This window comes from Exiguobacterium sp. N4-1P (assembly GCF_002214325.1).
The window spans coordinates 2,470,033-2,490,921 of the sequence record NZ_CP022236.1; the positions used below are offsets into that span (position 1 = coordinate 2,470,033).

23 protein-coding genes are annotated in these 20,889 nt (G+C 46.1%); 7 read left to right on the forward strand and 16 right to left on the reverse strand.

Features of this window, described 5'->3' with window-relative positions; translation table 11 throughout:
- Positions 1–19: 19 nt before the first annotated feature.
- Positions 20–661 carry a YveK family protein gene (locus tag A0126_RS12635; RefSeq protein ID WP_239456914.1) on the reverse strand — a complete coding sequence of 214 codons (642 nt, stop codon included), beginning with the start codon at positions 659–661 and terminating at the stop codon, positions 20–22.
- Positions 662–995: 334 nt separating this feature from the next.
- On the opposite strand from A0126_RS12635, the gene A0126_RS12640 reads away from it, so the two are divergent.
- Positions 996–2,285, forward strand: coding sequence for an O-antigen ligase family protein (locus A0126_RS12640; RefSeq protein ID WP_239456758.1), 1,290 nt, complete (start codon positions 996–998; stop codon positions 2,283–2,285).
- Positions 2,286–2,316: 31 nt separating this feature from the next.
- A complete protein-coding gene (locus A0126_RS12645; protein ID WP_088837889.1) occupies positions 2,317–3,075 on the forward strand; it encodes a homing endonuclease associated repeat-containing protein in 759 nt (252 codons plus the stop codon).
- A 330-nt stretch (positions 3,076–3,405) separates the two neighbouring features.
- Here the strand turns inward: A0126_RS12645 and A0126_RS12650 are convergent, their stop codons facing one another.
- Together A0126_RS12650 and A0126_RS12655 are read right to left on the reverse strand one after the other, a co-directional pair.
- Positions 3,406–4,398 (reverse strand): ATP-grasp domain-containing protein, encoded by a 993-nt coding sequence (locus tag A0126_RS12650; protein WP_088837890.1) that lies wholly within the window; start codon positions 4,396–4,398, stop codon positions 3,406–3,408.
- A 91-nt stretch (positions 4,399–4,489) separates the two neighbouring features.
- A complete protein-coding gene (locus A0126_RS12655) occupies positions 4,490–4,987 on the reverse strand; it encodes a VanZ family protein (RefSeq protein WP_088837891.1) in 498 nt (165 codons plus the stop codon).
- Positions 4,988–5,326: 339 nt separating this feature from the next.
- Between A0126_RS12655 and A0126_RS12660 the strand changes: the two genes are divergently transcribed.
- On the forward strand, positions 5,327–5,746 hold the full coding sequence (locus tag A0126_RS12660; protein WP_088837892.1) for a helix-turn-helix domain-containing protein: 420 nt from the start codon (positions 5,327–5,329) through the stop codon (positions 5,744–5,746).
- A gap of 61 nt (positions 5,747–5,807) precedes the next feature.
- On the opposite strand, the gene A0126_RS12665 is transcribed toward A0126_RS12660, so the two are convergent.
- From A0126_RS12665 to A0126_RS19190, 4 genes are all read right to left on the reverse strand, one after another.
- Positions 5,808–6,125: a hypothetical protein gene (locus A0126_RS12665; RefSeq protein ID WP_088837893.1), complete on the reverse strand. Its 318-nt coding sequence runs from the start codon at positions 6,123–6,125 to the stop codon at positions 5,808–5,810.
- A 196-nt stretch (positions 6,126–6,321) separates the two neighbouring features.
- Positions 6,322–7,065 carry a hypothetical protein gene (locus A0126_RS12670; RefSeq protein ID WP_088837894.1) on the reverse strand — a complete coding sequence of 248 codons (744 nt, stop codon included), beginning with the start codon at positions 7,063–7,065 and terminating at the stop codon, positions 6,322–6,324.
- Positions 7,058–8,269, reverse strand: a complete 1,212-nt coding sequence (locus tag A0126_RS12675; RefSeq protein ID WP_088837895.1) for a hypothetical protein — start codon at positions 8,267–8,269, stop codon at positions 7,058–7,060. Before A0126_RS12675 ends, A0126_RS12670 begins: the two co-directional genes overlap by 8 nt.
- 89 nt (positions 8,270–8,358) lie before the next feature.
- Complete coding sequence (locus tag A0126_RS19190) at positions 8,359–8,505, reverse strand: hypothetical protein (protein WP_157898498.1); 147 nt, start codon at positions 8,503–8,505, stop codon at positions 8,359–8,361.
- A 148-nt stretch (positions 8,506–8,653) separates the two neighbouring features.
- Between A0126_RS19190 and A0126_RS12680 the strand changes: the two genes are divergently transcribed.
- Positions 8,654–9,544, forward strand: a complete 891-nt coding sequence (locus A0126_RS12680) for a helix-turn-helix domain-containing protein (protein ID WP_088837896.1) — start codon at positions 8,654–8,656, stop codon at positions 9,542–9,544.
- Here the strand turns inward: A0126_RS12680 and A0126_RS12685 are convergent.
- A complete protein-coding gene (locus A0126_RS12685; protein ID WP_088837897.1) occupies positions 9,536–9,949 on the reverse strand; it encodes a hypothetical protein in 414 nt (137 codons plus the stop codon). The two genes, A0126_RS12680 and A0126_RS12685, sit on opposite strands and share 9 nt — an antisense overlap.
- 302 nt (positions 9,950–10,251) lie before the next feature.
- On the reverse strand, positions 10,252–10,425 hold the full coding sequence (locus tag A0126_RS19425; RefSeq protein ID WP_167331091.1) for a hypothetical protein: 174 nt from the start codon (positions 10,423–10,425) through the stop codon (positions 10,252–10,254).
- A gap of 129 nt (positions 10,426–10,554) precedes the next feature.
- Between A0126_RS19425 and A0126_RS12690 the strand changes: the two genes are divergently transcribed.
- The gene (locus tag A0126_RS12690) at positions 10,555–11,136 is read left to right on the forward strand and encodes an LOG family protein (RefSeq protein WP_088837898.1); all 582 of its coding nucleotides are present in this window, start codon (positions 10,555–10,557) and stop codon (positions 11,134–11,136) included.
- Positions 11,137–11,179: 43 nt separating this feature from the next.
- On the opposite strand, the gene galU is transcribed toward A0126_RS12690, so the two are convergent.
- From galU to A0126_RS19725, 4 genes are all read right to left on the reverse strand, one after another.
- Positions 11,180–12,058 (reverse strand): UTP--glucose-1-phosphate uridylyltransferase GalU, encoded by an 879-nt coding sequence (gene galU / locus A0126_RS12695; RefSeq protein WP_088837899.1) that lies wholly within the window; start codon positions 12,056–12,058, stop codon positions 11,180–11,182.
- Positions 12,059–12,191: 133 nt separating this feature from the next.
- A complete protein-coding gene (locus A0126_RS12700) occupies positions 12,192–13,145 on the reverse strand; it encodes an ABC transporter ATP-binding protein (RefSeq protein WP_088837900.1) in 954 nt (317 codons plus the stop codon).
- A 15-nt stretch (positions 13,146–13,160) separates the two neighbouring features.
- A complete protein-coding gene (locus tag A0126_RS12705) occupies positions 13,161–13,970 on the reverse strand; it encodes an ABC transporter permease (protein ID WP_088837901.1) in 810 nt (269 codons plus the stop codon).
- A gap of 312 nt (positions 13,971–14,282) precedes the next feature.
- Complete coding sequence (locus tag A0126_RS19725; RefSeq protein WP_255407413.1) at positions 14,283–14,417, reverse strand: hypothetical protein; 135 nt, start codon at positions 14,415–14,417, stop codon at positions 14,283–14,285.
- A 374-nt stretch (positions 14,418–14,791) separates the two neighbouring features.
- Here A0126_RS19725 and A0126_RS12710 point away from each other — a divergent pair, with 374 nt between their 5' ends.
- Complete coding sequence (locus tag A0126_RS12710) at positions 14,792–16,888, forward strand: 5'-nucleotidase C-terminal domain-containing protein (RefSeq protein ID WP_088837902.1); 2,097 nt, start codon at positions 14,792–14,794, stop codon at positions 16,886–16,888.
- A gap of 53 nt (positions 16,889–16,941) precedes the next feature.
- Here the strand turns inward: A0126_RS12710 and A0126_RS12715 are convergent, their stop codons facing one another.
- Positions 16,942–18,363 carry an ankyrin repeat domain-containing protein gene (locus tag A0126_RS12715; RefSeq protein WP_239456762.1) on the reverse strand — a complete coding sequence of 474 codons (1,422 nt, stop codon included), beginning with the start codon at positions 18,361–18,363 and terminating at the stop codon, positions 16,942–16,944.
- 383 nt (positions 18,364–18,746) lie between these two features.
- Here A0126_RS12715 and A0126_RS12720 point away from each other — a divergent pair, with 383 nt between their 5' ends.
- On the forward strand, positions 18,747–18,941 hold the full coding sequence (locus tag A0126_RS12720) for a hypothetical protein (protein ID WP_088837903.1): 195 nt from the start codon (positions 18,747–18,749) through the stop codon (positions 18,939–18,941).
- Positions 18,942–19,000: 59 nt separating this feature from the next.
- Here the strand turns inward: A0126_RS12720 and A0126_RS12725 are convergent, their stop codons facing one another.
- Entirely contained in the window at positions 19,001–19,513 is a 513-nt protein-coding gene (locus A0126_RS12725; RefSeq protein WP_088837904.1) for a VanZ family protein, read from the reverse strand.
- Positions 19,514–19,626: 113 nt separating this feature from the next.
- Positions 19,627–20,646 carry a Delta(5) desaturase DesA gene (locus A0126_RS12730; RefSeq protein ID WP_088837905.1) on the reverse strand — a complete coding sequence of 340 codons (1,020 nt, stop codon included), beginning with the start codon at positions 20,644–20,646 and terminating at the stop codon, positions 19,627–19,629.
- Between the last annotated feature and the right edge of the window lie 243 nt (positions 20,647–20,889).

The following is a 20,889-nucleotide window of genomic DNA, read 5'->3' on the forward strand; positions in this document are numbered from 1 at the left end:
CTGCTCCTCCTTCCCCGAATCATGAGTGTGGACGGCTGACGGCTTGTGGATAGGGTGCATCATCTTTCGTTGATTCAGTTGCTGACTTCTTTCCTAGTACACGGGAATAGACGATTAGTAAGCCGAACATCAACCCGAGTACACCGCCGATTGCCGTGTTCATCAAGATGTTCGGAGACATCGGTTTCGTCGGAATCCGTGCCGTCGAGAAAACTTCCGTACTGCTCGTATCAATCAACTGAGGCAGGTAATCTTGGAACACTTCTGTCATCGTGTTCGCTTGGACGGCAGCTTGTTCAGCTGATCCATCTGTAATGGATAAGGCGATGACTTGAGAATCAAGGTTACTCGACACCGTCAAGCGATCGGTTAAATCGAATAGACGCTTATCGGTCACACCCATCTTTTGGGCGACTTGATCGACGACTTCCGGACTCCGAAGAATATCTTGATAGGTACTGACGAGTGACGTCGAGGAAGTCGTGTCACTACTCTTTTGCGGTACGACGAGGATGTAAGCTGTTGCTTCATACGTAGGTTTAATGACGTACGTGCTGATCAGGTAACCGGCACCCGCAAACAAGATGGCACAGACGATGAGGATCCACCAACCCTTTTTCAATGTCATCAAGTGGTCTGCAAATGTTCTTTTTTGATGCATGGTATTCACATGGTTCACCCCTTTCTTACCTTGAACGTCGGAGGGTCATTGGTTATGACTTCACCTTATTTCCAAACGACTACCAAAACAATTAGAGCTTGGTGGAAATGATTAGTTTTTTTTCAGTAGTCGTTGTGCATGCGTATCATTACATCATCGAAAAATATCGTTTCACGAAAAAAAGACGATTCACAGAAAAATAATCGTCGTTTCTTCAAAAACATTCATCTTATCCGCATAAATATCGTTTATTTACGGGTAAATACCAATTTGATGATTAAAAAGTCACATAATCGGTAATAAGTCCTATATGAAGGGTGGATAGACTTTAGAAATGATGTTAAAATCCGTCAATATACCCGAGTCAATTGCCTTATTCATCCTATTGCTATTTGTGACGATTGATTTGTGGACGCGTCCGTTACGCTTTACGGATGAAGTCTTACCGGAGCATTGGAACGTCGTGACCGTCTTTTTATACCCGTTACTCTTTCTCATTTTTTATATCGTGTCCCGTCCGTTATACTTTCCGTTCCGGTCTCGTTCGCATCGACTCATCCTCGTCTTTTTGAGTTATTTGACGTTACACACTGTCTTTTTTTTCTCTCGTCCCGCGACGGATGCACCTTTTTCACTCTTCTTTCTTTTGACGACATGGATGTTTCTGATCATCGTCCTATCACTCTCTTCTCCGCTTTTCACTCACTGGCATCGGTTCTTATTTCTCATTCTCTTTTATCAGGCGCTATTTTTAGCGAGTTACGCCCTGCTCGTCTCGTTTGGGCAATCCTACATCCCAATCGATAACTTGCAGTGGTTACGGATTGGTCCGATTGCGCTTCCACAACTCTATGTCGGGGAGCAAGGTAGCTTTCTACGCTTAGCCAGCTTGACGAACAATCCGAACGCATTTGCTGCTTGGCTTGTTCCTGGTGGATTGATGGCTTGGATTGAAGCCCTTCGCGCAATCACGACGAGTGCCTGGCGCCGCCTCTTCTTCTCTGGCGTTTCGCTGGCATTGATATTTGGAGGGTTGTTAACAAGCGCTTCGCAAACGGGCGTCTATTCCTTTTTCTTACTCGCCTTGTTGACGACCGTCCTATTGTTACCTTCGCGGCGACTACGTCTTCAGGTCAGCGCCTGTTACATCACCGGAATCGCAATTGTGCTTGCTGCCCTGGCGCTAAAGCCGGGACTCCTCCTCCGTTTAGTCAGTTTGAATGGTCGCCTTGATCTTTGGCAGGCGGGACTCGCAGCTTCAGCAGATCGTTTTTTGGTCGGTCATGGTTTTGGCGCCGCAACGACCGGCTTATCTGAGCAATTGGGAGAAGAGACCCTTTACACGTTTCACAGTACGCCGATCGTTTTCCTCTATGAGTTCGGCATCATCGGGTTACTCCTCTACGTGTTATGTTTTAGTTTCATCTTTTTTCGTTTAATTCGGAATTATCGTTTTGACGACGTCGAGTCGCTCACACTTCTACTGCTCATCTTCTGGTTGTTGTTGCTTCAGTTTACAGAAAGCATCCTGATTCGACCGGGCGGCTTTTATTTCATCTGGCTCAGTCTACTCGCATACGCGACATTCCGTCGCGACACACCAACAGACAGTACCCACACCTAGACGAACACCTACACGAAAGGGGTATGACATCATGAAGAAATGGACAGAACAACAAGTTATCGATAGTTTGGTCGAGGCAAGTCTTGCCTCACCTGCGTTAGACGCTAAAACATATGCCCGCTGGTCCAGTACTAAAGAAGTACCTTCGATTACGACGATCATCAACGTCTTCGGTTCATGGCGCGAAGCATTGCATGCAGCAGGACTTTCATCGATTCGTCCCTACTTTTCCGATGAAGAAATCTTGACGTTCATCAAAGAAGCCTCGAACCGCCTTCATCCGTTTCATAGCAACAGTTATCGTGAATGGGCGAAAGCGAAACAGGGTCCTTCCTTAACGTTAATCAACCTTCGTTTCGGGTCATGGTCACGGGCCCTTGAGGAAGCACATATCGAGATGACACGCTCCGTCTGCATGACGGAAGAACGCATCATCAATGCGCTCCTCGAAGCATCGGACGTCCTCCCGCGTCTGACGACCCAAACCTATTCGATTTGGGCGCAAGAAAATGGGCATCCGACGGTCGCGACGATTGCCCGAAAATACGGCTCGTGGGTCGATGCCCTCGCGTGCCTTGATATCGCGCCTCCCCGCCGGAAATGGGTCGAAGAAGATGTTCTCAGCGCCTTAAAACAAGCGCAAGCTGAACTTCCTTCCTTCAGCATCATCCATTACCGGAAGTGGGCTGAAGGAAAATCTGTCCCGAGCACTTCGACGATCAATGCCCTCTTCGGAAGCTGGACGTCCGCTGTTCAGTGCCTCAAGCGTTCCCGTGTCTCGCTCTCATAATTCCATTTAAAAACGGGGCTGGCTCAAAAGAAATCAAAGCTTTCGTATGTATAACGTAAAGACGCATCAAGACATCAGGAACGAGAAAAGACGCATCGAAAACGCCGATGGCTCCGTAGGAAAAACGGAAACATCGGCGTTTTATTTTATATGCGGGACGGAACACGCGTTTAAATATCTGCATGAATTTTCTTCCTTACGGCACAGCTCAAAGATTCGCTTTCAGCATGCTCACGCTTATGACGCGTGAACATGCGATATCGAGATACAATCAGTTCGCGCTTCCATCACTAAGATTTCGGAACGACGTAGGAGCCATCCTCCGTCTTTTTAGTATTTCGTTTGTTCAAACTGTGCCGCCGATACGAGCGTCAGCGTATCGTGCTTCATCATGTAAAGGTTTTCCTGATAGTGACCGATATCCGGTTGATTGACGAGCCCGCATAAATTGCGCCAGACTTGAGTGGGGAAGTTGACACCACATGCATAGGCATGGGGATACCCGCCGCCGAAGCGGGGATTGATTTCCGATAAGTAGAGCGTTCCGTCGACATCGAAAATATCGAAATCGAGCGGACCGACCAGTCCAGAACCGGCGAGGACGTGCTCGACGAGTTCGAATACATCGGTCCGGAGGACGGAGCGACTTTTATCCGTTTCTCCGGCTCGCATCGCCAATTTTTCTTTGATGAAGATGGACGTGACTTCATGAGACAGTAAATCGACGTAGACATCGACGCCGAGTTCAGGCCCATCAAGAAATTCCTGCACGATTAAGCCGGGGCTCTGTTCAAATAATCGTTCGACTTCTTCTAATGTCTCGACGCGTCTTACGGCGATACTCGCACTCCCATTGCGTGGCTTGACGAAGACCGGAAAACCAACTTCCTTGAGTGCGACCGCTTCACGAAACGACGTGAGGGCATGATACGTTTTCGCATGCGGGATGCCTTGCAAGGTACAGTGCTCGAACATCGCGTACTTATCAAAACAAAGCAGACACGACGATGGCGGAGAAACGATGACCGTGACACCGATTGCTGCAAACCGTTCCGTCGCTGTCGCGAGCAACTCGAGTTCAGGGTCGATTAACGACAACAATGCCGTCACCTGCTCGCGTTGACACAATTCTAATAAATGATCGATGTAATCCGGCTGATCAATCTTCGGGGCGATATGGTAGTTCGGTGCCATATAGAGTGCCGGTGCAAGTGGATTACAGTCTGCCACGCTGACCGCCCCCTCCTGAAACTCCTGAACGAAGTATTCGACCAGCTTCGCACGACGACCTGCACTCGTAATCAACAGATGAGGTCTCTTCATGTTGTCCGCTCCTTTTATAAGTTGTTCCTAAAGGATTCGCTTTTGCTAGACAAGATTCCTTCCAAAAAAACGTTGAACTGAGACAAAAGTCTCAAGACAGTCTAATCAGTTGCTCCGCTCGACGTTTTCTCCGAATGAATCGATACAATACAATACCAATTAACGCACCTGTACCATCTAATAAGACATCCTGAATCAACCCGGTTCGTCCGCCTGTTACAATTTGATGGAATTCATCAAAGACAGCAATCGTGATTGCCAACGTATAGGCGAATAAACCGGCTAGTACATAGGGACGCAACAAGCGAACGGTCAAGTCGACCAAGGCAAATCCGAGTACAATGAAAATCGATAAGTGCGCTGCTTTTCGAATAAAGAATTCGACAAAACCGGATGCACCAAGCGCTTCAACACTGACTTCTCCGTGATAATCAAATGAGATGAAGCGAAACGCCTCCACAAAGTCCAAATTAAAATAACGGGACAGCCCGGGCTTTAACGATTGCTCTTCATACGGCATCGAACTCGAAATAAATAAAATAATTAGAATAGCCAAGGTGATGTAACCGGACCAAGGAATTTTACGCATATAACTCGTCCTCCTTATTCAATACGCTTCTAGAATACCATGAGTTCTTCTTGAATTTCTCAGTTAATCGATGGAACAATTACTGTTTAGAGACCCTTTTAGTTACATAATTATGTAATTTGAATTACTAAAAAACTTTTTTTTACATTTGATAGGTTTGCGATATAGTCGAAGTGGTTATTTAGTACTATAGCAGTACCGTTAAAAGTAGGAGTTGAGCTTCACAGACCATAAGCTTTATCGTTGGCTGCTCTACCGATAAATCGATTACATTCTAAAAAAGGAGGTGAAGGATGTCCCTCTCCTGACTAACGTCTTGAGCGTCTGACAACCTATAACATGAACCGAGCTCTCGGGAAAAAAATCATGCAACTACGAAAACAGCACAAGTATACACAAAAGTATCTCGCTGAGCGATGCGGTGAATCGACGACCTCGATTTCTGCCTATGAACGCGGACAACGGATGCCAAGCACGCAATCACTTGAACGGCTCGCCATCGCCCTCAACACGACTGTCATTGATTTGGTTGATCCAGAGTACGTCCAGCATCCGACCCTTAGTGATTTTATGAGCCAATCGCTCGAACCATCGAAACCAATCGACTTTAAGCTTGTCCTTGAAGATATACTCGTTCACCTTACACTCTCGAATGAAGTTTACTTTAACGGTCGGTTACTATCACATGAAGTCCGTGAAGAGATGGCTGCCTCTGTCAATCAAGCCCTACAGCAAGGTCTCGAATCAATCGAAGTCTAAAAAACACGATGAGAAGTAGACAGGAACTATTCCCGTGCACTTCTCATCGTGTTTTTTTAGTTCAATCCGGTTTGACGATATGATGAATGTATAATGTTTCCTCTTCATATGTGGCTTCTAACAAACGACTAAAAAAAGAAGACTCTTTACTCTTTTCCGCAAGAAAAACCCGCTCGAACTTTTGGTGGGCTTGTTCAACGAAGCTAAATTTTAGTTCCCGCTCCTTCGATTTAAACGTCAAATATGTGCCGATTTGACCGAATGCATCCGGAAAGGTTTGCTCTTCCATGAATTGAAACGTTTCTTCCGGAAATAAGGTAGAGATGAATTCAAAACAGCTGGCTTGTATAGTCCGTGATTGTGCCATTTTTTTATCCATAACGTATTGATCCTCCGAATTTCATGATGGCTGCCCCTAAGTGATGAACTAGTTTAAATAATACCCTGACTTTAGACCCATTCAAACTAATATTTAAAATATTTTTTTAATCATTCTTCATTAAAAAGTCTAATCCGTACTTTAATCCTTAAACAAAAACAAGGGAGCAGATTATTAATCTGCCCCCTGTTAAAATTCATCCTAATTTATCAAATTCTAAGATGTGTACGGTTTTCCCTGCATATAGAGTACGTCCTGCATATTTCGATAGTTTCGCGAATTCAAAGAGAGTGGTTGGTTCATAGAGATGCTCGACAGCATAACTGACTTTCTCATCCTGATCAGATTTCAGATAAAGATTTAGTATCAACCGCTCCCCCTCCACCTTCTGTCCATAGAATAGAGCACAGTCCTTTACACGTTTTGAAGCGATCGGTTGCGTCTGTTGCTTTAAATGCTTGGCATTATGAACATTCACTAACAGTTGACCATCTGTCGTCAGAAGCTGGCGGATGTTTCGGAAAAATAACAGTAATTCGCCGCGTGAATACCGGGCAACCGTCGTCCCAGGCAAAATCAGCTTCTCAAATGCTTCATACCCGACAGCGTCGATTAAATCATAACTAAGACCGTATACTTTATGCATAAACCGTGAAGAAATTCCATTCAATCGGCCGGCTTCCGGTTCGACGAGATACAAATCATATCCTTCCTCAGATAACGTGTTGAACAAGCCCGGATCAAACGTTCCATAAACGAGGACACGGTCATTCCGATTTAAATACCGGCGATAAAATGTCAATTCATCGATTTCTGCCAGTTGCATCGTTTCCTGATGCAGACGCATGAAACGGTTATCTGCGTTGAAATCATCGAGCACGGTCACTCTCGAATAACTTCCTTTTCGTGAAAATGGTCCAAAGAGTGGTACGTCACCCATGATACATCAACTCCTTATAGGCTTGAATGGCTGTTTCATAATCAGAACCGAGGCGTTCCGGCAATACATCGAACCTGTCTTTTTGATCGGCTTCCAAAATCCATAAAAAGACTTCATCTGTTTCAAACAGCTGGTTCGTCGTCAGTTCGAACACGAATGCCCCTTCGCGATTTTGAATGCCAATCATCGTCAAGGGACCGAGCTTTCCGGGCGTCCGAGGTAAATCCAACTGGGTATATGGAGTGACAAACTGACTTTCGGTCAAGAAGGCCGAGGCCAGCTGATACAGTAAAGGATACAATGCGAGCTGAAGGTGTGGCGCGATTGGTGCGAATGTCTCCCGTTGACGATGACGCAATTGACAAATATCAATCTCTTCAAGCCCGCTCAAGCAGATTTGTTTTCCGTAATCTGCACAGACGCCGTCTTTAAAAATAAATAGCCGATGAGACACGGTCATCCCGGTGAGTGTCGCATAATCGAGAATCCCCATATAGTGTCCCGGGTTCGGTACGCGGCTCGTCGTCTGCCACGTTTCGAAGGCAGCTTCTATTGCCGTTCGACTGACGACGGCAAGGTGTGCCTTGATGTCGAACGACAGGGTATCCGAGAAGGCGACCAAGACCGGAACGTGGCTCATCAGTTCAATGACCGGTAAATCGTGCCGTGTCGGTTGGTCGATGTACAGTAAGCTGTTGATCGTCATCTGATCGAATAGTGCCGGATTGATGGAATTCAGTAGACTCGTCTCTTCTGCGTAAATATGCCGGAGTGGTTGCGGATGACGGGACGTCGCGTCCGGGTAGACACCTGTGAATAAAGACATCAAGGCATCTTGTAAGGCAATCGGTTGTGAGTCAGCGAGCGGTTCTTCGAACGGTACCGTGATGCCGTCTAAAAAATACGGATCCCCAAACAAAACGTCCCCCCGGTCATTAATCAAATGAAACTGGACATGCAGCATCCGTTGTTGAAGATAGGCGACGAGTCGCATCGTCCGTTCGCCGCTCCCCCGAAGAATGAACAAATAGTGTTCAAATTCTTGAAAATCCATATAATCCAGTAAATCAAGAAACGTGTGCACATTGTAATCGTAATGATCGAACGAAAAACGATGCGACTGACAAAAAGCGATGAAGTCCGCTGTCGGTTCAAGCTGGTGGAGCCAGCCTTCACTCTCAGCGAGTACGGTAAGTCCAATCATGTTCATTCTCCTTTCATCTGAGTGTGTAAAAAAAATGGCTTCAAACCGTAACGAACGGAATGAAGCCACGCCGTTAATGGACGTTTTTTTTAAGATGTTTTAGTGCGACGTTTCGTCACCGGTTTGACGCGTTCCATCTCCCGACTAGCCAAGGGTGCGACCGTAACCGTAGAAGCGTTTAAACACCAGCCACAAGATGAAATCGTACGGCGCGATTCTTTAAAAATGAGATTCATAGGAAATACCCCTTTCTTCCGTTTAGAATGGATAATCAAAATCGTTGACGAATTATCACAGTAAAAAGTTGGTTTTGTCCGGGCATCACTTCTATAATAAGGAGATAGACACGTAGTCGAATCCACTTGTATAGAAAGGACCGAACCCATGGATCAATTAACGTCACCCCAGATTGGCCTCGCCCTTCGCCGTCTTCGCAAGAAGCATAACTTGACGCAGAAGGATCTAGCGAACGGGATTTGTAGCCAAGCGGAGATCAGTAAGATTGAGAGCGGCACACATTCACCGACGGTTGATTTGTTGTTTGCGTTATCTCGGAGATTACAAGTTCCGATAGCCGTTTTTTTAGACCATACAGAGCAATATAATTCATTAAGAACTTTAGATGACTCTTTACTTATGAAGTTTAGAAATATGAAATATGAATCCCTTTACAATGAGGCCAGAAATCGACTAGAAAACTTCCCTTTAACAGAAGAATCTTCTCTGCTGTATAAATATTATTTCCATTTATCTTCATACCGATTAAAAAAAATAGATTACCGCACATGCATAGTCGAATTACAAAAATTATCTGATTTGTATTCAACTTCTTATTACTCACCAAAAATGTTAATAAGATTGAAATCAGCGATAGCAACGATTTATTACGAAAATAAAAGTTACCAACGGTGTAAAAAAGTATATGAAGAATTAATTTCTTTGAATTTCGACAATGATGAGTTAATGATAGATCGTATTAGAATATTCTATAACTTCTCAAAAATGCTTCTAGATATCAACGATACTCACACAGCACTTAAATACATCGAAGAAGGCATATACGATAGTTTAAGATTTAAGGATATGTCTATTCTGGGACAATTATTATTCCAAAGAGCTTCAGTATTAGAGCTACAATCCGGCCCCATTGAAGAAATAAAAATCTCATATACAAAAGCATATCTATTATTCGATCTTCTCGGTATGGAAGAATACAAAGATATTATCTTAACAAGCAAAATAAAATATATAAACGATAAAGGTATTTTATCCTAATTTCACCGAGAATTCTGTCGGTAGGTTGTTGATCGCTACGTCACGCTTCACCGAGAATTCTGTCGGTAGATTGTTGATCGCTACGTCACGCTTCACCGAGAATTCTGTCGGTAGATTATTGATTGCTACATCACGCTTCATCGAGAATTCTGTCGGTAGGTTGTTGATCGCTACGTCACGCTTCATCGAGAATTCTGTCGGTAGGTTGTTGATCGCTACATCACGCTTCATCGAGAATTCTGTCGGTAGGTTGTTGATCGCTACATCACGCTTCACTGAGAATTCTGTCGGTAGGTTGTTGATTGCTACGTCTACTTTATTTAAAGAACCAATTGATCCTAATCCGATTGAAGCAGTTAAAGTAATTGCGCCAACAACAAGACCTAATTTATTTTTCAAGTTCATGATTAATGACCTCCTAATATTTTTATATGGCTTATTGATATCATCATATAACCTTAGACCCCCTCCAAATATTCGAATACGAATATTATGCGTATTTTGCACATTATTTACACTTCTCATTACTTTAGTCGCGGGTCATACGTCCCGAAAGTTGTGCAATTTTTACATTTAATCCACCTTTGTGTCGGAAATATGTATAAAAATAGATTTTTTAGAATATTCCTTCATACCTATTGTGTTCTTGATCCATCAAAAAAAAGCGGTCTCCCTGACTGAAACATCCAGCCAGGGAGATCGCTTGTTCATTTAGAAGATCGACGCAGTGTAATGAAATATCCTACCCCTAACAGCAGAATCACGCCTAATAAAATCGTACTGATCGTCGTCCGTGTCGGTGATTCCGGTATAAAAATGCCGAGCAGTAAATTAATTGCGGCAATGATCAGTACAAGCCAGACAATTGTTTTAGGTCTCACTGGTGTCCCCTCCATTCTAATGGCGTCATCAATGTAAAGTTCCCGCTAAGAAGACGAGGTCGCTTTTCAATTTCCCGCGGCGATATGGTATGTTGAGAAAAGACCAGTCTTGAAGGAGGAACGATTGTCATGAAAAAACTCGCTGTGTTTTGTGGCTCAAAAGATGGAGCATCACCGCTTTTCAAGGAAGCCGCCGCGACGCTCGGCACGGTGCTTGCGAAACAGGATTACGGACTCGTCTATGGTGGTTCGCGTGTCGGAACGATGGGTGCCGTCGCAGATGCCATTTTATCCGCGAACGGACAAGCCATCGGTGTGTTACCACACTTTTTACAGGAAAAAGAAATCGCTCATCCGAACCTGACAGAACTCCACCTCGTCGACTCGATGCATGACCGAAAAGCAAAGATGGCGGAACTTGCGGACGGGTTTATCATCTTACCAGGCGGTCCCGGAACGATGGAAGAATTTTTCGAAGTCTTCACGTGGGCCCAGCTCGGTCTCCATGAAAAACCGTGCGGCATCTTGAACATCGACGGGTACTACGATTCCCTCATCGCGTTGTTCAAGCAGATGGAAACCCAAGGATTCATCATCCCCGAGCATGCAGCGATGCTGCTCGTCGAGTCGACACCTGAAGCGTTACTCGAGCGTTTTCGTCAATACGAAGCCCCTCACGTCAAGTCCTACTTGAATACGGATCAAACGTAAACAATCTTAATCACTGTTTAAAAGAGGGGGTTCCCCTCTTTTTTTAAGTTTCCCACTCCGCGACGTACTTCTTCAGTAATGCTTTGACATCCTCTTGAATCTCTTCGTCCTTCAACGCGAAGGCAAGCGTCGTCTCGACGTACCCCATCTTTTCGCCGACATCAAACCGTTCTCCTTTGATGTCATACGCATAGACGTCCTCAATTCCATTCAAGCGTTCAATCGCATCCGTCAATTGAATCTCGCCCCCTGAACCCGCCTGTTGCGTCTCCAAGTACGTAAAGATCGCCGGTGTCAAAATGTATCGTCCGATGATCGCCATGTTCGACGGCGCCGTACCTTGCGGCGGTTTTTCGACGAATTGCCGGACGTGGTACCGATTCCCGATTTGTTCAATCGGATCAATGATCCCGTAGCGATGTGTATGCTCCGGTGCGACTTGTTGGACGCCGATGACGGAGGACGCTGTCGTCTCATACTGATCAATCAATTGTTTGAGACCAGGACGTTCTGCGACGATCAAATCATCACCGAGTAAGACGGCGAATGGTTCATTCCCAATGAAATGACGGGCACTCCAAATCGCATGTCCAAGACCTTTAGGTTCCTTTTGCCGGATATAATGGATTTCTGCCATCGTCGTCGAGGCGTCGACTTCTTTCAATAGCTCGAGCTTCCCTTTTTGCCGTAATATGTTTTCGAGTTCCGGTGCATGATCGAAGTGGTCTTCGATCGCCCGTTTGTTTCGTCCCGAGACGATGATGATTTGTTCGATTCCTGAAGCAACGGCCTCCTCGACGATGTACTGAATCGTCGGCTTCGTCAAAATCGGAAGCATTTCTTTTGGCATCGCTTTCGTCGCCGGCAGGAAACGTGTTCCGAGTCCCGCTGCCGGAATGATGGCTTTTCGAATCTTCTGCATCCCGCGCCCTCCCTTATGCTGAATCGTCTAACGCTGTACTGTCCGTTGTACTACTTCTTTTTTTGATTCGCGTTTCCCTGTTTCCTCGACAAAAAAGACCAGTGACACAAAACGTATCACTGGTCGTTGGTGTTTAAAATAAGTTGGCGATTGCGTCAGTCAGTGATGCAAATGATGGCGTTTCATCGATGACCATCACACTGCCGGCTGCGAGTACGAGCAGCCCGAGTCCGGACAAGATCCAGCCTGGATGTTTGACCGTATCTTCAGCATCGACGTTCTGCTTACGCGGTGTCGCGTTTTCTGCTTGTTCCTTTAAGCGATCTTTGCGGTACTGGTGTTGCTCGTCTTTCGACAGTTTCTTGTATGACGTCAAAAACTGCTTATACTGCGGCACGACTTCTTTTGTCGTCCCGTCGAGTTTGACTTGACCGTACTCGAGCCAGATGACACGTTCACAGAAGTTGCGAATCTGTGACAATGAGTGGCTGACGAAGATGATTGTCTTGCCTTCGTTCTTGAATTCATTCATCTTATCGATACACCGGTTATAGAACGTTTGGTCCCCGACCGATAATGCTTCATCGACGATCAAGATATCGGCATCGACGTTGACGGCGATCGCGAAGCCGAGACGCGACTTCATCCCGCTCGAATATTTTTTAATCGGTTGGTCGATGAAGTCCCCGATGTCCGCAAAATCGATGATGCCGGGCATCCGGCGGTCGATTTCCGCGTCGTCCATCCCGAGCATCAAACATTTGAGCCGGATGTTCTCGCGCCCCGTCAAGACACTCTTCAGTCCTTGCGAGACGGCGATGATCGCGACTTCACCATTGATTTCGACGTCACCTTCGTTCGCATAGATGATACCGGAGATCAAGTTCGATAGCGTCGACTTACCGGAACCATTGATGCCGACGAGACCGACGACTTCTCCTGATCCGATGTCGAGCGTGACGTCACGGAGTGCCGTGAACGTCTTCACGCTCTTGCTTTTACTTTTGAATAACAACTTAAATTTTTCTTTCGTCGTCGTAACCATGTCAAACCGTTTCGTGACATGTTCGAGTTTTATCATAGACATAGCGATTTCCTTCCCTTAAACAAGCTCGGTGAATGATTTACGGAACTTAATGTGTAAGTAAGTTCCGGCTGTGAACAATAGAAGCGTCACGCTCCAGAAGTAAAGTCCCGTCGGCCATTCCTGCCAGACCCAGGCACCGCCCAGTAAACTCGACCGGTAGCCTTCGACTAGGTAGAAGACCGGGTTGAGACGAAGCAGACCATGTAAGACGTCCGGGAATCGTTCAATGTTCCACAGAATCGGTGTTAAATAAAAGAGCATCCGCATCATCGATTGTAAAAAGAGTTGAATGTCTTTGACGAGCGTAATCAATGTCGAGAAACAAAGTGAGAACGCGTAGACGAAGATGTACGTCGCCGCCATGTAGTACGGCAACTGGAGCAGCTTCCACGTCATCGGGATTCCGTTAAGCAAGATGACGACGAAGACGATCAATAACATCGCGAAATGCTGGTACATCCGCGACAAGATGACATATGACGGAATCGCACTCATCGGGAAACGCATCTTCGTCACCATCGCGAGCCGGTTGTTGATCGAGTTCGAACCCCGGAGTAACGCGTCATTGATGAAGAACCAGACGACAATCCCGCAAAGAAGCCAGACGATGAACGGCGTGTCGCCATCAACGTTCTTGTTGCCTTTCAGACCGACACCAAACACGAACCAGTAAATAAAGATTTGTAATCCGGGATTGAGCAGCTCCCACAACAGACCGAGCCGTTGCTCCGCATGCGCCGATTTGATTTCGTACCGTGCCAGGCGCCGAATCAGTGGAAAATTCTCCACTTGTTCGCGGATGATGTTTTTCATTTCTTTCAACATAAGTTAAGTTCCTTCCGATCCGTAGAGGTACATGTATTTTAGTTCAGTTACTTCCAGTCAAAAATGACGGATTCGATTCGCGATCGTATCAAACGAATGCGATCCGTTAGCAGTGCCTCTCGCCTGCCCGATTCGATTATTCCCCCTCTCTGCTTGAACAAATCTTTCATATTAAAAGTCGTCGATAACGACCATACACTTAGTCAATTCTAGCCATCGTTAAAAATCGTGTCAATGTATTGAGGAAACCGACACTAAACTGTAGCTTTCTAAACGACAAAAAAACTGCCCTCATCGATGTCCTAGGACACGTCACGGAGACAGCTCAAAATCAATTACATGCATACTACCAATCGTCGTCGGAGGTGAAGATAATCCCCATCCGAGTAAGGCAATCATCAAACAGAGGATCAAAACGACTAAACTTCCTCGAATCGCTTCATTCATTTTCAGTTGATCATCCTTTCACACGTTAGTCCATTACTTTATATGATACAAGAGAGAGGCACTAAAAACTACAAGCAAATTATCAAAAAATGGGAATGACACATAAACTTCTCGCAGTTTTTTATTTCCTTTTGAATCAATCCGACATATAATGAAAGCGTTATCATTTAATTTTCACTCACTTTTTCAGTGTCTGCAGTCTAACAAGCAAACCTCTCCAATGGGTTGTCCCGTCGTCCGACCTAAGAATTTACGTTTTTTACAAAACATTATCCGCACAGTGCTTTCTAAAACACTTATAGTAGAAGAAGAGGTCAACGATCGCATTTTGACCTTGCATTCATATACCCCACTTTGAAGGAGGATTTTTACGTATGTACAAATCAAAACCGCTTTACGCGGCAGCTGTCGCTGTCGCCTTGACGACATCGGCAATCGTGCCGGTTGCGCAAACTACTGTCTCTGCTGCAACCCATGTCAAAGTCAAAACGGTCAAACTCAAGTCACTCGTCTTCAAGAAAGGTGCCCCGGTTAAATTACCTGCTACATACAAGGGCGAAAAAATCACGTGGAAGAAGTATGACCGTCACATCTTTAACCGTTTCCAAACGGTAAAAGGGACATACGGGAAGAAGAAATCACCAATCGAAGTGAAGATTTATATCCAAAACTATGCCGTCAAGTTCGTCGAGAGCGTGAAAGAACAGACGATCTACGTCGGTGAAAAACCGGTCTTACCGAAAACACTGGCTGTTCTTTATGCAACAGGCCGTGTCTATGACAAACCGGTCCATTGGACAAAAGTCGATACAGATGAAGCAGGCGTCAAATATGCGGTCGCAAAATACACACGTCTCGGTAAAACAATCACACTCAAAGCAAAAATCAATGTCCTCGACGTCAACAAGGATGATTTCTCAATCGGTTTACTCCACACGAATGACACACACGCGAACCTCGACAAAGCAGCGAAACGTGCAACTGTCATCAAGGAGCTCCGTGCGAGCTACAAAGCAGCCGGCAAACCGTCACTCTTACTTGACGCAGGAGATGTCTTCTCAGGCTCACTCTACTTCAATAAATTCCGTGGTCAAGCTGACCTCGAGTTGATGAACTACATGAAATACGATTTGATGACGTTCGGTAACCATGAGTTCGATCTCGGGGACCAGGACAACCATCAAGCCCTTCAGGATTTCGTTACGAACGCGAAGTTCCCGTTCATCTCAGCGAACGTCGATTTCAGCAAAAACGAACTGCTTGCGGGACTCCAATCGAAAACAATCACAGCCGGTCCTGACAAAGGACGGATTTACCAAGGTGTGATTAAAGAATACAAAGGACAAAAAATCGGCTTCTTCGGGTTAACGACAGAAGAGACTGCGGAAATTTCAAGTCCGGGTACGGTCGCTTTCGCGAACTACATCGAGAGCGCAAAAACAGCCGTCAAAAAACTTGAAGACCGTGGCGTCAATAAAATCGTCGCGTTGACACACATCGGTTTCGATGACAATGCTGCAGTCGACAATGATCAACTGCTCGCACGTAATGTTGACGGCATCGACGTCATCGTCGGAGGACACTCGCACTCGAAACTTGAAGCGCCAGTCGTCGTCGACGAAAAAGACGTTCCAGGTAAAACAGAACCGACAATCATCGCGCAAGCGTATCAATACGGTGATTTCCTCGGAAATCTCGATTTGACGTTCGACTACAAAGGGAAATTAACAGAGTACAACGGTTCGCTGATCGACGTCTCTAAAGCAGCAGAAGACGCGAAAGCTGCGGAAATCCTCAAACCATATGCGGATCAAATCGCTGAACTGAAAAACGAAGAAGTCGGGGCGAACATCGTCAATGAACTCACAAACCCGCGTGGCGAAGTCAGTGTGCGTAACAGCGAGACGGCACTCGGTAACTTGATCACAGACGGCATGCTCAAAAAAGCTAAAGAATACAACAAAGATGCTGTCATCGCGATGCAAAACGGTGGCGGTATCCGGGCAGCAATCAATGCCGGACCACTCACAGTCGGTGAAGTCTTAACGACACTCCCGTTCGGTAACACACTCGCGACTGCGAAAATGACAGGTGCAGAAATCAAGGACCTCCTTGAAATCAGCATCGGTGTCGCTCCAGTCGAAAACGGTGGGTTCCTCCATGTATCGGGTATGAAATTCGAATACAACAGCAAAAATGTTAAGGGCGAACGTGTCACGAAGATGGAAGTCGACAACAACGGGACACTTGAAGCAATCGATCCTGCGAAGACGTACGTCATCGCGACGAATGCTTTCACTGCGAAGGGCGGCGACGGTCTCACACCATTCGCAACTGCTTATGCAGATGGACGCGTCACGGATCTCGGTCTCTCGGACTGGGAGAACCTCCGCGACTTCACAGCATCACTTAAAGAAGTCGATTACAAAATTGAAGGACGCATCGTCGATACAGCAACGATGCTCAAATAAGAGACAAGACACAACGAAAAGACGCTTTCCCTTTACCGGGAGAGCGTCTTTTTTCATAACGTTTGCGGTACATTTTGTTTCAGTAAAAGAATGATGTCGTCGAGTTCATATTCTTCCGCAAGCATTAACGGTGTATAGCCTTCCTCGTTCTTAATCGTCAGGTCTGCCCCTTTCTCAAGCAACAGCTTTACGGTCTGCTTGCCTTCACCTTCAACGGCATGGTGGAGCGGCGTATAGCCGTCCTCATCTTGCTGATCAATTTTCTCACCTTGTTTCAAGTACAAGGCGACGAGTTCCTGATTGTTACTGTAGACGGCCGTGATAAACGGTCGCTCCCCGAAGTCGTTAATCGCATCGACGTCGCTGCCGGCTTTAATCAAAGCGTCAAACACACCTTCAAGCCCCTTACTCGACTTTCGGTATCCGAGGTAATGCAGGGCCGTATCACCGTCAGCATCGACGGCCTGCATATCACTCGTCGGTAACAGCTGTTCGATTTCCTCGAGCGTCCCCTTTTGAATCGCCGCCATCAGTTCCGTTTCACCTAAGTCCTGCTCGATTCCGGCTTCTTGTTCGACGAATGTCGTCAAGTCAGCAAACAGTTGCGGGACTTGTCGACCGACGACAGCAAGCCCGAAGAGCGCGACCAGCGTTCCGCTCATGACGAGCCCTCGGACGATCCAACGCATCGTCTGCCGATGTGCAGCATCGATTCCGGTCGCTTGTAGACGCCGTAAGACGTCCGGTTGCTTCCGAAACAGTTGTGCGATTTCTGTCGCGAGTGATGCCCCTGCTTGTTTTTCTGTTATGTAGACGTTCATATCAAGATTTTCCACTATCGTCCGACCGACCGTCGAACTGATGATGCCACGTACGGCAACGTCACGCGGGACCCGTCGAAGCGCCATCCGATCGACTGTTTCCTCACAGGCACGTACATAGGCCGCGCGTAAAAAGGGCACCCAGCTTCCAAGCAGGAGGACAAGACGTTTTTCATGATGATTCCGTTTGACGTGCGCGAGTTCTCGGATGATCAAAAATTCACCGGTATCGTCAAGCGACTGGTACGACGCGGGAAGCAACAGCGTATACTTTTGCAAAAAATAGACGATTCGTGGTGTCGTCAGCTGTGGATGGTCGATCAAATAGGTCTCCGGCATCCGCCAAAGTCCGAGTTCTTTCGCCTGATGCGCGACTCGGGATTGAAGATCGTAAAACAAGACGTCACTCACACGAACTTGTTCACTCCGTAACGCCGTCAGCTGAATCCACTTTCTCATCACAACCAGTCCGAGTACTACAACCACTCCACTTACTATCATCAGTCCACTCATCGGAAATTCGATGACGAGAACGAGTATGCCGCATGCCGTCACGATTGACGTCAGGAGCAGCAACCAAAAATACACATGCTCGCGTCTTACAACCGGTTCCTTTTGACGGGTTGATTGATTCGTTTCATTGATGTCGTGCATGGTCAGTCTTCGACCCCTTTCTTCACGAATGGCCTCTTCACCACTCTTCTCTATCATACCGATAATCCCAAACGGATTCCAAGTTAATTATTGTTAATCGTTAAACAAACTATCTAAATATATTTTCCACTTAGAGTATGAGACTTTCTGAATGGTTTGAATGATTCAGGAATTTATTTCACAAAGTATTCAAAAATAATAATATTTAAAATAATTTCGCATTTTATAAGGCTTTATCGTCATTCTAATCGAAAAAATTAATAAACCATTCGACTCATATACTATTTATTATAGAGTGAGACGAAAGTCACTCTTTTAGATTGCCATTATTTTGTAAATACCATATAATAACTACTAGAATGAAGAATATGGGAGTGAATATCATGGGATTACTGAATCTGTTCAACAAAGAATATACCATCCAATACCATGTCATCGAACGCGAAGAAATCATTGAAACCGATCGCCTGATCATCCGTGCGAGTGATCACACGACTGCCCGCAAAAAAGCAGACAACATGCTTCGAAAAGAGTACGGTCGGACACAATACAAAATCGAGTGGGTCCAACGCTTTTAACTGAATCAAAACATCCCCCGTCTTCTCAACTGTTGTTGAGGGAACGGGGGATGTTTTGGTTAGCTCGTTCGTTGATAGTCCATTTTGACGATCCGGTCCGCCTTCAGGAAAAGCCGGAGTCCCGTGTAAAGCAGGATCCCGACGAACGCCCCGCTCCCGTCAATCAAGACGTCACCGACAAGCGGCGTCCGTCCACCGGTCAAGAGTTGATGGAACTCATCGAGCACGCCGACGGTCATTGCTGTCGTAAAAGCAAAAAAGGCAGCAGGGACCGGGCGATAACGTCGCATCCGCAACAAGTGGACCAGACTGATACCGAAGACGAAAAACAGACCCGCGTGCATGCCTTTACGGATGAAGAACTCGACGAATGCGGCCGGTCCGAGTGCTGCGACACTGATCGGGACTTCATAATGAAACGAGACGAACGAAAACGCATCGACCCAGCCGAGCGGGACATGGTTCGTCAAAAATGGAATCAAGGATTGTTGTTCATACGTCATCGAGCTAAAACCAAACAATGCTAACAGGATGGCACCTCCTGTGACATAGGCAATCGGTATCCGACGCATGTAGCATCCCTCCTTCTACTATCGGAATAGCTTACCATGAAAAACGACTTGGAACCTACGCCTAAAGACGGAGACAAAAAAGCGCTCACCCGTTTAACAGGTGAGCACTTTGCTTAGGATATAGATGTTTTCGGTTCACGCAACAGATGTTTGACTTCGCGAAACGTCACGAACGTTTTATTTTTAGCATCATATAGTTTATAACGAAGCGACTTGAGACTCGAGAATAAGCCGATCGTCGTTGCTTTTTGAAGGGGTGGTGTCGCCGTATGGGCTTTTTCTAGATGATAGTTCGGGACACGCGGACTTAAGTGATGGACGTGGTGGAAGCCGATATTTCCTGTCACCCACTGTAAAACTTTCGGCAACTCGTAGTACGAGCTTCCTTCGATCGCGGCTTTGACGTAGTCCCATTCGCTTTCATCCTCGAAATACGAGTCTTCAAACGTATGCTGAACGTAGAATAACCAGATCCCGAGCACGCCCGCTGTGAACATCGTTGTTCCTTGGATGATCAAGAAGGCCTGCCAACCGACGACATAAATCATGACCGCATACAAGACGACGAGTGACGCATTGATGACGTGTGTGTTGATGCGTTCTTTTTTCCGTGCGTCCTTGCGATTGAAGCGGCTGACGACGAGAATCAACAACAATGGTCCGAGACCGAACATGACGAGCGGATTCCGGTAGAGACGATACTTCAACCGTGTCCATTTCGATGCTTCGACATACTCTTCGATCGTCATGACCCAAATGTCACCGACGCCACGTTTATCGAGGTTACCACTCGACGCATGGTGGATTGAATGCTCGCGTTTCCATTTTTCGTATGGGAATAACGTCAAGATTCCTGTGATTGTCCCGACGATCGCATTTGCTTTCTTGTTTTTGAAGAATGACCCGTGCGTACAGTCATGGAAGATAATGAATGTCCGGACGACGAACCCGGCTGCGACGATCGCAAGCGGAACCGCAAGCCATACTGAGATTTTGAGTGCTTGGTAGGCGAGAAACCAAGCGACGAGAAACGGTAGGATCGTGTTGATCATCTGCCTGACACTCGCTTTTATGTCTGCCTTTTCAAACGGCGAGACATGTTTACGAAGCTGGGCGATTTTTTCTTTACTCATGTGTTGCTTCCTCCTCGAATTCAGTTACAGCGTTCACGACGCTAATGAGATGATGTGCTTGAATGAAACCAGGAAACGGCGTTCGTGACGGTGAATTCGTAACATCCACATGATACTCGACCCGACCGATATAGTTATACGCTTAAATATTTTTTATACCAGGTAATTATAGCACATGTTATAAAAAATAAAGCAGGAATTCTCAAATTGATGAAGATACAAGCAAAAAGCCCACGACGCATC

Excerpts from the sequence above, each read along its gene's own strand:
- A0126_RS12635 (WP_239456914.1), bottom strand. The coding sequence starts at position 661 with ATGCATCAAAAAAGAACATTTGCAGACCACTTGATGACATTGAAAAAG.
- A0126_RS12640 (WP_239456758.1), top strand. The coding sequence starts at position 996 with ATGATGTTAAAATCCGTCAATATACCCGAGTCAATTGCCTTATTCATC.
- A0126_RS12645 (WP_088837889.1), top strand. The coding sequence starts at position 2,317 with ATGAAGAAATGGACAGAACAACAAGTTATCGATAGTTTGGTCGAGGCA.
- A0126_RS12650 (WP_088837890.1), bottom strand. The coding sequence starts at position 4,398 with ATGAAGAGACCTCATCTGTTGATTACGAGTGCAGGTCGTCGTGCGAAG.
- A0126_RS12655 (WP_088837891.1), bottom strand. The coding sequence starts at position 4,987 with ATGCGTAAAATTCCTTGGTCCGGTTACATCACCTTGGCTATTCTAATT.
- A0126_RS12660 (WP_088837892.1), top strand. The coding sequence starts at position 5,327 with ATGAACCGAGCTCTCGGGAAAAAAATCATGCAACTACGAAAACAGCAC.
- A0126_RS12665 (WP_088837893.1), bottom strand. The coding sequence starts at position 6,125 with ATGGATAAAAAAATGGCACAATCACGGACTATACAAGCCAGCTGTTTT.
- A0126_RS12670 (WP_088837894.1), bottom strand. The coding sequence starts at position 7,065 with ATGGGTGACGTACCACTCTTTGGACCATTTTCACGAAAAGGAAGTTAT.
- A0126_RS12675 (WP_088837895.1), bottom strand. The coding sequence starts at position 8,269 with ATGATTGGACTTACCGTACTCGCTGAGAGTGAAGGCTGGCTCCACCAG.
- A0126_RS19190 (WP_157898498.1), bottom strand. The coding sequence starts at position 8,505 with ATGAATCTCATTTTTAAAGAATCGCGCCGTACGATTTCATCTTGTGGC.
- A0126_RS12680 (WP_088837896.1), top strand. The coding sequence starts at position 8,654 with ATGGATCAATTAACGTCACCCCAGATTGGCCTCGCCCTTCGCCGTCTT.
- A0126_RS12685 (WP_088837897.1), bottom strand. The coding sequence starts at position 9,949 with ATGAACTTGAAAAATAAATTAGGTCTTGTTGTTGGCGCAATTACTTTA.
- A0126_RS12690 (WP_088837898.1), top strand. The coding sequence starts at position 10,555 with ATGAAAAAACTCGCTGTGTTTTGTGGCTCAAAAGATGGAGCATCACCG.
- galU (WP_088837899.1), bottom strand. The coding sequence starts at position 12,058 with ATGCAGAAGATTCGAAAAGCCATCATTCCGGCAGCGGGACTCGGAACA.
- A0126_RS12700 (WP_088837900.1), bottom strand. The coding sequence starts at position 13,145 with ATGTCTATGATAAAACTCGAACATGTCACGAAACGGTTTGACATGGTT.
- A0126_RS12705 (WP_088837901.1), bottom strand. The coding sequence starts at position 13,970 with ATGTTGAAAGAAATGAAAAACATCATCCGCGAACAAGTGGAGAATTTT.
- A0126_RS19725 (WP_255407413.1), bottom strand. The coding sequence starts at position 14,417 with ATGAATGAAGCGATTCGAGGAAGTTTAGTCGTTTTGATCCTCTGTTTG.
- A0126_RS12710 (WP_088837902.1), top strand. The coding sequence starts at position 14,792 with ATGTACAAATCAAAACCGCTTTACGCGGCAGCTGTCGCTGTCGCCTTG.
- A0126_RS12715 (WP_239456762.1), bottom strand. The coding sequence starts at position 18,363 with ATGCACGACATCAATGAAACGAATCAATCAACCCGTCAAAAGGAACCG.
- A0126_RS12720 (WP_088837903.1), top strand. The coding sequence starts at position 18,747 with ATGGGATTACTGAATCTGTTCAACAAAGAATATACCATCCAATACCAT.
- A0126_RS12725 (WP_088837904.1), bottom strand. The coding sequence starts at position 19,513 with ATGCGTCGGATACCGATTGCCTATGTCACAGGAGGTGCCATCCTGTTA.
- A0126_RS12730 (WP_088837905.1), bottom strand. The coding sequence starts at position 20,646 with ATGAGTAAAGAAAAAATCGCCCAGCTTCGTAAACATGTCTCGCCGTTT.